General features: G+C 65.6%; 7 protein-coding genes and 1 pseudogene. All 8 read right to left on the bottom strand.

All coding sequences use genetic code 11. The features are described 5' to 3' along the window. Positions 1–117 precede the first annotated feature (117 nt). The 8 genes and pseudogenes from LN450_RS18690 to gap all read right to left on the bottom strand — a co-directional run bounded on the left by LN450_RS18690 (position 118) and on the right by gap (position 11,520). A complete protein-coding gene (locus tag LN450_RS18690) occupies positions 118–1,122 on the bottom strand; it encodes a class I fructose-bisphosphate aldolase (RefSeq protein WP_011348423.1) in 1,005 nt (334 codons plus the stop codon). Between the two features lie 555 nt (positions 1,123–1,677). Then, positions 1,678–3,144, bottom strand: a complete 1,467-nt coding sequence (gene pyk / locus LN450_RS18685; protein ID WP_011348424.1) for a pyruvate kinase — start codon at positions 3,142–3,144, stop codon at positions 1,678–1,680. Between the two features lie 258 nt (positions 3,145–3,402). After that, positions 3,403–3,969, bottom strand: coding sequence for an HAD-IA family hydrolase (locus LN450_RS18680; RefSeq protein ID WP_011348425.1), 567 nt, complete (start codon positions 3,967–3,969; stop codon positions 3,403–3,405). Continuing rightward, positions 3,966–5,141, bottom strand: a complete 1,176-nt coding sequence (locus LN450_RS18675) for a phosphoglycerate kinase (protein ID WP_011348426.1) — start codon at positions 5,139–5,141, stop codon at positions 3,966–3,968. Before LN450_RS18675 ends, LN450_RS18680 begins: the two co-directional genes overlap by 4 nt. Positions 5,142–5,457: 316 nt before the next feature. Then, complete coding sequence (locus LN450_RS18670) at positions 5,458–6,816, bottom strand: DUF3999 domain-containing protein (RefSeq protein ID WP_011348427.1); 1,359 nt, start codon at positions 6,814–6,816, stop codon at positions 5,458–5,460. Continuing rightward, positions 6,813–9,643 (bottom strand): annotated as a pseudogene (locus LN450_RS18665) (DUF2339 domain-containing protein). Before LN450_RS18665 ends, LN450_RS18670 begins: the two are co-directional and overlap by 4 nt. Before the next feature lie 195 nt (positions 9,644–9,838). Then, a complete protein-coding gene (locus tag LN450_RS18660; protein WP_008575072.1) occupies positions 9,839–10,309 on the bottom strand; it encodes a hypothetical protein in 471 nt (156 codons plus the stop codon). Positions 10,310–10,518: 209 nt separating this feature from the next. Continuing rightward, positions 10,519–11,520: a type I glyceraldehyde-3-phosphate dehydrogenase gene (gene gap / locus LN450_RS18655; protein ID WP_011348429.1), complete on the bottom strand. Its 1,002-nt coding sequence runs from the start codon at positions 11,518–11,520 to the stop codon at positions 10,519–10,521. Positions 11,521–11,956 lie beyond the last annotated feature (436 nt).

Here is an 11,956-nt window from a genome sequence, read left to right as displayed (position 1 = left end):
GCGTTTTTTCGCGCGGCATCAAAGCGCACCTGTGGACGCAGCAAATAAAAAACGCCGGCATCGCTGCCGGCGTGTTTGTTTCATCGATGCGGCGGCCTTGCAGCCGCCATCAATCGATCAACCTTTCCACTTACCCAGCGCGGCCAGGCCGTTTTCCTTGGCGCGTTCGTAGATGACCTGCTGCGCCTTGGCGAAGTTGCCGGTCATGTCCTTGGCCCACAGCTTCAGCGCGGCCTGCTGCATGGCGCGGCCGTAGGAGAAGCTCAGCGGCCAGGGCAGATTGCCGAGCTGGTGCATTTCATTGAGATGAGCGGTGGACTGCTCGTCGGTCTGGCCGCCGGACAGGAACACGATGCCCGGCAGGATCGCCGGCACGGTGGACTTCAGGCACATCACGGTGGACTCGGCCACTTCTTCGATGCTGGCCTGCTCTTCGCAACTCTTGCCGGAGATGACCATCGACGCCTTCAGGATGGTGCCTTCCAGCACGACGTTCTGCTCATACAGCGCACCGAACAGCGAGCGCAGCGTGGCTTCGGTGACTTCGTAGCAGGTTTCGATGTCGTGGCTGCCGTCCATGATCACTTCCGGCTCGACCATCGGCACCAGGCCTTGTTCCTGGCACAGCGCTGCGTAACGCGCTAACGCATGCGAGTTGGCCTCGATGCAGGTGCCGGACGGAATGTCTTCGCCGATGTTGATGACCGCACGCCACTTGGCGAAGCGCGCACCCAGCGTGTAGTACTCCTCCAGCCGTGTACGCAGGCCGTCCAGGCCTTCGGTGACCAGTTCGCCCGGCATGCCGGCCAGCGGCTGCGCGCCCTTGTCGACCTTGATGCCCGGGATGATGCCGTGGGCGGTCATGTACTCGGCGAACGGCACGCCATCCTTGGTCTTCTGACGGATGGTCTCGTCAAACAGGATGGCGCCGGAGATGTAGTCGCTCAGCTTGGGCGTGGTCAGCAACAGTTCGCGGTAGGCGCGACGGTTCTCTTCGATGTTCTCGATGCCGACGCTGGCAAAACGCTTGGCGATCGTACTGGTCGATTCGTCGATGGCGATGATGCCCTTACCCGGGGCGACCATCGCCTGGGCGGTTTCGGCAAGCTGTTCGATGCTCATGTAGTTCCTGTGGCAGCTGCGGGGGAGAACGAAAGTATAGCGACGAAAGTCGTACACATTCCTTCACGGAATGCCTGCAACCGATTACACGTGATCTGCGTGACAGGATGTGTGGTGATGCTCGCATCGCGGGAATCGGGAATCGGGAATCGGGAAAGCTGAGCATGGTGCGCGGCGCGGCGCTTGCGGTGCCGTGATGCATGGCTGCAATGACTGCGCTGGCGCGTTGATATGGAGCCATGCGTGAGTCAGCCGGCATTTTTGAGGGTTGGCCGCGTCGCTGCTTCGTCCGTCGCAATAGCGCTGCGCCTGCGACGTGCGTTACATCGTAGACAGCGTCTTGTTCCGCCATGACCAGCACCGTTGCGGCAGCGCGCGTGCGATGTGGTGGGGACCGGGTACCTGCCGGATCCGGCCGTTGACCAACGATCCGGTCACGACCGGGCGCGCGTCCAGCGGCCAGGTCGCCACACAGCACGACGGCGGCCCTGGGGCCGCCGTCGTGTGTCGCCTCTGTTCCGGCTCAGGTCATGCGCCGGATGCAATCAACAGGCGTTAGAGCTCGCCCAGCCCGGTGGCGCGACCGTCTTCGCCCACTTCCAGCAGGCGCAGCGTGTTGGTGGCGCCATGGGTTTCCATGTGCTCGCCACTGGTAAAGACCACGCGGTCGCCAGGCCCCATGCGCTCGTTCTCCACCAGCAGACGGATCGCCGCACGCGCGGCTTCGCGCGGGGTCAGGCCGCGGCTGTCGAAGCTGATCGGGAACACGCCACGCATCATGGCCATCTGGCGGCGCGCGCCATCGTGACGGGTGAAGGCGTAGATCGGCATATTGGAGCGGAAGCGCGACAGGAAGCGCGGCGTGCCGCCGGATTCGGTCAACGCCACCACGCCGCCCAGGCCGATGTGCTCGGACAGGAACATGGTTGCCATCGCAATCGCTTGGTCGGCGCGCTGCAGATTGCGTTGCGCCGCTTCGAAATCGGTGTCGAATTCGAACTGGTGTTCGGCCCCCAGGCAGATGCGCGCCATCGCTTCCACCGCACGCACCGGATAGGCGCCGGCGGCGGTCTCGGCCGAGAGCATCACCGCATCGGTACCGTCGATGACCGCGTTGGCCACGTCCAGCACTTCGGCGCGGGTAGGGATCGGGCTTTCGACCATCGACTGCAGCATCTGCGTGGCAGTGATCACCACCTTATTCTGCGCCAGCGATTCGCGAATGATCTTCTTCTGCAGGCCGGGCAATTCAGCGTCACCGATCTCAACGCCCAGATCGCCACGCGCCACCATCACCACATCGGAGGCTTCGACGATCTCGACCAGGTTTTCGATCGCCTCGGTGCGCTCGATCTTGGACACCAGTTGCGCATCGCAGCCGTGCTGCTGGGCGATCTGACGCGCGTCGTGCATGTCCTGCGCATTGCGACAGAACGACACCGCAATGAAGTCCACGCCGATCTTGGCCACGATGCCGATCAGTTCCTTGTCGCGCTCGGTCAACGCGCCCAGCGACAGACCACCGCCCTGCTTGTTGAGGCCCTTGCGGTCGGACAGCACACCATCGTTCAACACCTTGGTGACGATGCGCTCGCCCTGCACATCGGTCACCTGCAACTGCATCAGGCCATCGTCGAGCAGCAGCACGTCGCCGGCGGTCACGTCCTGCGGCAGCCCCAGATAGCTGACGCCAACCTGCGTCTGGTCGCCAGCCGGCGCGTTGGCATCGGCCACCAGGTCGAAGCGATCGCCCATGGTCAGCTTGATCTTGCCTTCGGCAAACCGTTCGATACGGATCTTCGGGCCTGGCAAGTCGGCCAGGATGCCGACCTCGGCACCGACGCGGGCTGCAGCGGCACGTACTTCGGCGGCGCGCTTGGCCTGGCCAGAGGGGTCGCCATGGCTGAAGTTGAGGCGCACCACGTTGACGCCCGCCTTGAACAGCGTATCCAGCACACCGGGCGCATCCGTTGCCGGTCCGAGGGTGGCGAGGATCTTGGTGCGGCGTTGACGTTCTTTCATGATGGCCTCCCTGTAAAAGCCGCGAAACTTAACACACACGTCACGTACCGAGGATGGCATTGCGGCATAGCCTTCCTCCGATTCCGGCATGTCTTATAGACAGTGCGGGACAGTACGTACGCCTGCGCCCGCGCTGCCATGAGCAATGCGAACGGTCGCCACCCTAACCCGGCGACGGTGAAGAGTGTTCTGCGCGCTGCGAACCGCAACTGCAGGCGCGGCGACCAAGCGAACGCAACGGCCGACGCGCACTGTCCATCACTGAAGCAACGCCGCCAATTCAGCCGGCGTGCGTGCCAGCGCACCGGCACCGGCGGCGCGCAATTCGCCCTCGTCGCCGAAGCCCCACAACACGCCAATGCTGTGGATGCCGTGGTGATTGGCGCCGTCGATATCCATGCGCCGGTCACCGATCATCACGCAGCCGGCCTTGTCGATCTGCAAACGGCGCAGCGCTTCGGCAATGAGGTCCGGCTTGAAGCGACGTTCGCCGTCTTCGCTGGCACCGATCACCTCCTCGAAGCACGCACCGAAGGGCAGATGCTCGACGATGCGCCGCGCGTAACGCTCATTCTTCGAGGTCACCACGGCCAGACGATGACCGGCGCGCTGCAGGCCGGTGACAACCTCGCCGATGCCGTCGAACACGCTGAGTTCGGTCCAGCCCACCGCGTCGTAGCGTGCGCGGTAGAGCCCGAGCGCGCGCTGCGCCGACGGACGCGGCTGGCCGAGTTCGTCGAAGGCGTGCACGATGCTGGCAACGATGCCTGGCTCCGAATCGACCAGCGTGCCGTCCAGATCGAAAAACAGCGTGGCTGCACTCACTGACCGCGGGCCTGGAGTGCGGCCACCGCCGGCAAGGTCTTGCCTTCCAGAAACTCCAGGAACGCACCGCCACCCGTGGAAATGTAGGTGACCTCCTGGGCGATGTCGTATTTGTCCACTGCGGCCAGGGTGTCGCCACCGCCGGCGATCGAGAACGCCTTGGAACTGGCGATCGCGCGCGCCAGCGTTTCGGTGCCGTGGCTGAAGGACTCGAATTCGAAGACGCCCACCGGCCCGTTCCACACCACGGTACCGGCACTGGCGATCAGCTCGGCGTAGCGCTGCGCGGTGTGCGGGCCGATATCCAGGATCAGATCGTCCGCGTCGACCGCGTCCAGCGACTTCACGCTGGCCTGCGCATCGGGCAGGAACTGCTTGGCAACGACCACATCGGTGGGCAGCGGAATCTCGGCGCCACGCGCCTTGGCATCGGCCACGATCTGGTTGGCGGTCGGGATCAAGTCCGGCTCGTTCAACGACTTGCCCACGGCATGCCCGGCCGCGGCGATGAAGGTGTTGGCGATGCCGCCGCCGACGATCAGTTGGTCGACCTTGTTGACCAGGTTGGACAGCAACTCCAACTTGGTCGAGACCTTGCTGCCGGCGACGATCGCCAGCAGGGGCTTGGCCGGGTTGTCCAGCGCCTTGGCCAGGGCGTCGAGTTCGGCCATCAACAGCGGGCCGCCTGCGGCGACCGGCGCGAAGCGGATCACGCCATGCGTGGAGGCCTGCGCACGGTGCGCGGTGCCGAAGGCATCCATCACGAACACGTCGCACAACGCCGCATACTTGCGCGCCAGCGTTTCATCGTCCTTGCCCTCGCCGACATTCATGCGGCAGTTTTCCAGCAGCACCACCTGGCCCGGCGCGACGTCCACGCCGTCGACCCAGTCGCGCACCAGCGGCACGTCCACGCCCAGCAACGCGGCCAGGCGCGTGGCCACCGGCGCCAGCGAATCTTCTTCGGTCCAGCTGCCTTCCTTGGGGCGGCCCAGGTGCGAGGTCACCATCACGGCCGCGCCTTTTTCCAGCGCCAGCTTGATGGTGGGCACCGAGGCGGTGATGCGCTGTTCGGAGGTGATCTGGCCGTTGTCGATCGGCACGTTGAGATCCTGGCGGATCAGCACGCGCTTGCCGGAGAGATCGAGGTCGGTCATGCGGACAATGGACATGGGCTCAGCTCGTTCGGTCTAGGGAGGGGGAATGGGAATGGACATGCAGACGCACCCAGCAGAGGCGCCGGTGCAAACATTGTGAGCGCTTTGCCTTAGCGGCAACCGGCTGTGGGTCGCCATCGCGCCTTCGTTGCGCCCGCATGTGGACCGCGCAGCGCCGGTTACCCACCACGCGCCAGGCCGCCAGGACGGCTGGCAAGGCGCGGGATGCTTGGTCGAACACGACGGGCAATACGGCTGCCTTGGTCACGGGGGACGCCCATTGTCCGACCTTCGCGCCGCAGCGGCAAACCGCCATGCGAAGCGGGCGCGATCAGCCGTTGCGATTGGCCGATGCGCTACGCAACAGGCTCACCGCGAAACCGCCGACCAGCAAGGCGCCACCGACCAACAGACCCCACAGCAGCCAACGCTTCCAGTCGCGCGGCGCGGCGGCCGGTTGCAACGCGGCATCCCCCGCCAGCGGCTGTGCCTGCGCAGCCAGGCGGGCCTGCGCCGGCTGCCACCGTGCGCCGCGTTCGCGCCGCAGTGCCTGCAGCATTGCGCCCAGTGGTGCGTCGGTGCGCTGCGCCCGCGCGCTGCCGGCGACCAGCGCATATGGCGGCCGGCCCTGGGCGAGAAACATCAACCGCTCCGGTTGGTACCCGACGCGCAGCGTCGGCACGGCGGTGCTGCGCCCCTGGGCGGCGACCAACCGCCATTGGCGATCGCGCACGGGGGCAGTCAGCAGTTGCGGCGGCGACGCGGCTGCCGTGCCCTGGCCCAGTCGATACGCCAACCAGGGGCCGGCACGTTGCAGCCACGGCGCATCGTCGCTATCGCGACTTGCCACGATCCACTCGACCGCCTCGGCCTGACTGCCGCCGACATCCAGTTGGCTGATCGGAAAGCGACCGGGCAAGGCATACACCAGCGCCGCATCTCTTGCGGTGCCTGGCAAGTCCAGCCACTGCGGCGGTGTGGAAATGGCGACGCCATCCAGCTCCGCCTCGACCATGCGTAATGCCGGCAGCTCGCCCGATGCGGTGACCAGGCGCAAGTAACGCGCACCATCGTCCAGGGCGATACGACGCTGCTGCAGTCGCTGCGCCTGATTGTCCAGCGCCATGATCGTGGCGCTGGAGACGAGCACGCGCCAGTCGCGCAGATCGTCGCTGCCTTCCACACGCACCTGGGCCTGCACCGGCATGTCGCCCTCCCAATCCAGCACCAGCGCACGCGGGCGATCGCGCAGCGCGCTGGCATCGATCAGCCAGCTCACACCACGGCCCGCAGCGACAGCCCCGGTCGCAAAGCGACCTTCCAGGCGGCGCACCGCACCACTGGCGTCGCGCTCGGCAATCAACTGCAGGTCGCCGTTGGCCGGCGCGGCACCGGCCGGCAGCGCAAACAGGGGCAGGCGCTGACGGCGTACCGCAGCCGCCGGTGCTGCATCCATCGGCAGCCAGGCGGTGGGCAGCTCTTGTCCACGCGCATCGATCACCGTGACATCGCGCAACGCCGCGTCGTGCGCGGTGCGATACACCGCCGCATCCAAGCTCACCTGATAGAGGCCGACATCCGCGCCAGTGACCTGCAGCGGCCACTGCTGGCGGTAGTCCTGCCGCACATCGGCGGCCTGCGCCAGCAGCGGCATCAGTATCAGCAGCAGTGCCCATCGCATCGTGTTCATGCCTGATCCTCTTCGACGCCGTTCTCTTGGACAGCATGACCTTCGGTCGCGACCGCACGCGGCGGCGCCGGCGCCAGATAGCCCACCACGGTGCACAACAGACCATAGGCCATGAACGAGCCGATGCCGAGTAAGTTGCCCAGATGCTGGCGGTCGACCAACACCAACTTCGCCAGGACCAGCCCCATCAGCAATGCGCCACCCAGCCACAGCCCGCGTTGCCCACGGCGCGAGCCGATCACCCAGCCCAGCACGCCCAGCACGCTCCAGACGATGGTGAGGCTGGTCTGCGAGAAGGTGGTGCCGATCAGCGCGGAATCCCATGGCACGCCGCCCCAGTGATGCACGCTGTGCAAGGTACTGCCGGTGATCAACGCCCAACCCAGCACACCCAGCGCGGTCACCCGCCAATGCTGCAGCGATGTCGGCGCAGGTGCCGACCAGGCCCAGCGCACAAGCAGGGCAAGAACCGCCAATTGCGCCAGCTCGGCGGGGTTGAGCACCGGCAGCCAGGGCAACGGTGCAGCGCTCACCGGGTCCAGCAACGCGAGCAGCCAGCCGAGTCCCAACACCGCAAACACGCAACCCAGCAATGCGTTGCGTGCAGGATCGAAGGCGGTTGCCTGCGGCCAGGCCAGCCACGGCCAGCGCAACAGCCCCAGCGTCGCCACCAGCAACCACGGCGCCGCCAGCAAGGCGCAACGCCAGCCATTGGCCAACAAGAACGCATCGGCCAGCCAGGCCGCGCCCAACGAGATGACCAACGGCCACAGCAGCCACCAGATGAACTGCGCCGCCATCGCGCCAGCGCCTTGCTGCGTGCGCAAGCACCACAGCGCACGCGCACCCGCCACCGCAAACACACCCCATGCCAGCGCGCCCCAATGCGCGAATGGCTGGGTGTGCGCAGCGCCCTGCCACAGCGCCAATGGCGCCGCCAGCGCCAGACCAGACATCACCGTCCATACCAGCGCCGCTGCAGGACGGCGGCGATGCACTTCGGCCGCCAGCCATACACTGAGTGCGACCAAGCCCAGCAGCAGATCCGGCTCGCTACGCAGATCGGCAAAACGCACGATCTCGTGCACGCCGCACAGCGTCCACCAGCCCAGTCCCCACAGATATGCCAACAGCGCACGCCGCCGATGCCCGGCATCGCGCAGGAACCAGGCACTGGCCCAGCCGGCAAGCGCCAGCAGCACGGTACTCATGCAGGTTGCGTTGGCCACCGCGACCGCATCGTAGCGCCAGGCATCCACGCCGAACGCGACACCCACCGCCGCAAACACCTGCAACGCGACACCGCTGACCTGCGAGACCCGCCGTTGTTGGCCAAGCCCCAGCCACAGCAACCCCACGCCTTCCAGCGCAAACACGCTCGCAGTGGCACGTGCCGACAGCGCCAGCGGTACGGCCAGGGTTGCGAACCCGACCGCCAGCATCGCGTGCGCCTGGCCCAGCACGCGCGTGGACGCGCGGCGCAGCAGCCAGCTGCCCAGGCCCGCGTACAACGCTGCCACCGCCACCGCGCACAACGCCAATGGCAGCCGATCGCCTTCAAGCAGGCGCGCCTGCAACGCGAAGGCCACGAGCGGCGTTCCGAACAACAGGCTGCCATCGATGAGCCTGCCGGCACTGCCGTCGCCGCGGCGCGCATGCAGGACCGGAATCGCCACGTACATGGCGAAAAACAGCAACAGGAACGGCTCGGTCGTGGCGAATTTCGCCGGGGAGTACTGCAGCGCCCCCCACACGGTGCCGATGCCGAAGGTGAAAGCAAACCCCAGCAGGTTCAGCACGCGCCACGGGCGTGTCCATGCAATCGCCACGATGCCGGCGTTGAGTACGGCGTAGTACGAAAACAGCGCGACATGATTGCCGCTGCCGGTAGACAACCAGATCGGCGCAAGAAAACCGGCCAGCACGCCCAGCACCGCCAACGTGCGCGAATCCTGCAGCACCGCCAGCACGCACATGCCTGCGATCAGCACCATGCTGATGCCCAGCGCCGTTCCGGCATCGAGCAAGCCGTACAACTTGAAGGCCGCGAACACCGTCAACAACAAGCCGCCGATGGCGCCGCCCTGCAACGCCAAGGCAAAGCCCGGCCGCTGCGCGCGCTGCTTCCAACCGAAGATCAGACCGGCCAATGCCAGGACGCTGATGCCGGCCAAGCGCAGCTCGATCGGCATGCGCATCCAGCCCTGGTCGCTGGCGTACTTCAACAGCGACGCCACGCCGGCCAACAACACCAGCATGCCGACCTTGACCGGCACATTGCCCTGGGTGAACCAACGCTTCAAGGCGCTGGCCGCGCGCGCGATGGCGCTGGGCGCGGCCGGAGGCTGGGGTGGTTGCGATTGTGCGGATTGCGGTTGCGCCGGCTCGGCGCGCGTCGCCTGCGCTTGCGGGCTGGGACGTTCCGACCCCGCGATCGCACTGTGCGCCATCGCCTCTGCGGGTGCCTGCGCCGGCAACGGTGGCGGCACCGCCGAGGCAGACACGCCAACCGCGTCGTGGTCCGCGCCCGGCGCCTGCCAGCCAACGGCCTGACGCGCTGCATCGGAGGTGCGGTACCCAGGTAGATCGCCGTCGGCAATGGAGCCCGGACCAGTGCCGACAGCGGACGCCTCGCCCGGTCGTTCCCATGCCCTGCCTGCGCGTCCGCGGGTGCTTGCGCTGGCGCATCCGCAGGCCCGGCACCACTGCGCTGCCACTGCGCAAGCCGCTGCTCCAGCGCCGCCACCCGTCGCCGCAGCCCAGCCATCCACACCAGCGCGATCACCACACCCACCGGCACGGCGAGCAGCACCAGGGCCACCAACACGATTATCGTTTCCAACGCAGCAATCCCCGAGCCGGCGTCCAGTCGAATGCGCGCACCATACAGCCTCGGGCTACGGCTGGGCAGCCAGCCTCTCGCTCAGACGACGGATGGAGCGTCGGCAAGCTGCAGTCGCACGCGTGCTTGCGTGGATGCATCACACAAGAAAACGCCCGGAAAACCGGGCGCTTTGAACGATTATTCGCGGTAACCGCTGTCGTTCTTGTTATGGATGATCCAGATCAGGTTGCCGCCGGTCCCCATCGACTTGCCCGCGAACACCAGGCGTCCCTGGCCCTTGTAGGCCATTTCATAACGGTAGCGGTCGCCACCGAAGAAAAACGGGATAAATGCCTTGCCGGTCACGTAAGCACCCTGGTCGTCCGGCTGACCAATCAGGTCGGTGACCTGCTTCATCGGCATACCGATTTTCAACTGGGTGAACTTGCTGCCAGGCGCCGGCTTGCCGGTGATTTCGCCTTCGTAATCGTTGATGCCCTTGACGGTCTCGCCGTAGCCCGCCTCGACATCGGACGACTTGATCACCTCACCATCGGCATTCATCCAGGCCGGCGTCCCGGTCTGCTTTTTTGCAGCCCAGCTGGTGGACGGCACGGAACACGCAACTACCACGCTCAGCGCCAGGGCGCCTGCCAAAAACTTATTCATCACTCTTCTCTCGATCCATGGAGTTCCCCGATCCTTCGTACACGACACGGGAACGGCCGCCGTGCGTGCAAATTAGCGCACGTGAGTCCAGCAAAGTCCACTTCCGGGCAGCCGCCGAAGGCGTCGCAGTGCAAGAAACGCAACATCCATCGCCCACAAATGAAAAAGCCCCGGCATGCCGGGGCCTGTCTCATCACTGCGCCAGACACTTACTTGGCGACAACCCGCACCATCTCCAGGCACTTGTTGGAGTAGCCCCACTCGTTGTCGTACCAGGACACCAGCTTGACGAAGGTGGAGTCCAGCGCGATGCCAGCGTCGGCGTCGAACACCGAGGTGCAGGTTTCGCCGCGGAAATCGGTGGCCACGACCTTGTCTTCGGTATACCCCAGCACACCCTTCAGTGCGCCTTCGCTCTGTGCCTTCACTTCGGCGCAGATTTCGGCGTAGGTGGCCGGCTTTTCCAGTTCGACAGTGAGGTCGACCACCGAAACGTCCGAGGTCGGCACGCGAAAGCTCATGCCGGTGAGCTTCTTGTTGAGCTCGGGGATCACCACGCCCACGGCCTTGGCCGCGCCGGTGGAGGACGGAATGATGTTCTCCAGGATGCCGCGGCCGCCGCGCCAATCCTTGTTGGACGGGCTGTCCACGGTCTTCTGCGTCGCAGTGGCCGCATGCACGGTGGTCATCAGGCCGCGCTTGATGCCCCACTTGTCGTTGATCACCTTGGCCAGCGGCGCAAGGCAGTTGGTGGTGCACGAGGCGTTGGAGATGATCGCTTCGCCTTTGTAGGTCTTGTCGTTGACGCCATAGACGAACATCGGGGTGTCGTCCTTGGACGGCGCCGACAGGATCACTTTCTTGGCGCCTGCATCGATGTGCTTCTGAGCGGTTTCCTTGGTCAGGAACAGGCCGGTGGACTCGATCACCACGTCGGCGCCGACGGCATCCCACTTGAGGTTGGCCGGGTCGCGCTCCTGGGTCAGGCGGATCTTCTTGCCGTTGACGATCAGCGTATTGCCGTCGACCGAGACGTCGGCCTTGAAGCGGCCATGCACCGAGTCGTACTGCAGCATGTAGGCCAGGTAGTCGGGCTCGAGCAGGTCATTGATGGCCACGATCTCGATGTCATTGGCGAAGTTCTGCGCCGCAGAGCGCAGCACGTTGCGTCCGATGCGACCGAATCCGTTGATGCCAACCTTGATTGCCATGTTCACTAGCTCCTGCGACCGCGACAGCGCGGCGGATGGAAAGGGGCTGTCATTCTAGCAGCGTCACTGTCTGCAGCCGTGTTGTTGTGGGCCGGGATTGGGAACGGGCATTCGGGATTGGTTGGCGGTTCGCCAGTGAGGCAGCTCTGTGCGTCGCCTGGTGAGCCACCGGGCCGCAACTGCGCTCGGCCCCTGCGGGAACGCGCGTGAGCGGCCGAGCCGCGCGCCACGGCATCGATGACCGACGGCGTCTGGATGCGCTCATGCCGGTCGCATCAAGCGACATTGCATTGGGCACGATAAAACGGTCACACGCCCAAACATTTCAACCACTTAAAGAATAATCGAATACGCTGAAAAGCATATTCAATGCTATGCCGAACAGCAGAATTTCGGCACCCCGTGGATTTCGATACTGGCCCTGCCCGCTGAGGCA

This window comes from Xanthomonas euvesicatoria pv. euvesicatoria (assembly GCF_020880415.1).
Taxonomy (GTDB): domain Bacteria; phylum Pseudomonadota; class Gammaproteobacteria; order Xanthomonadales; family Xanthomonadaceae; genus Xanthomonas; species Xanthomonas euvesicatoria.
Note: the sequence above shows the minus strand (reverse complement) of the source record. Positions and strands in the feature narration are given on the sequence as shown.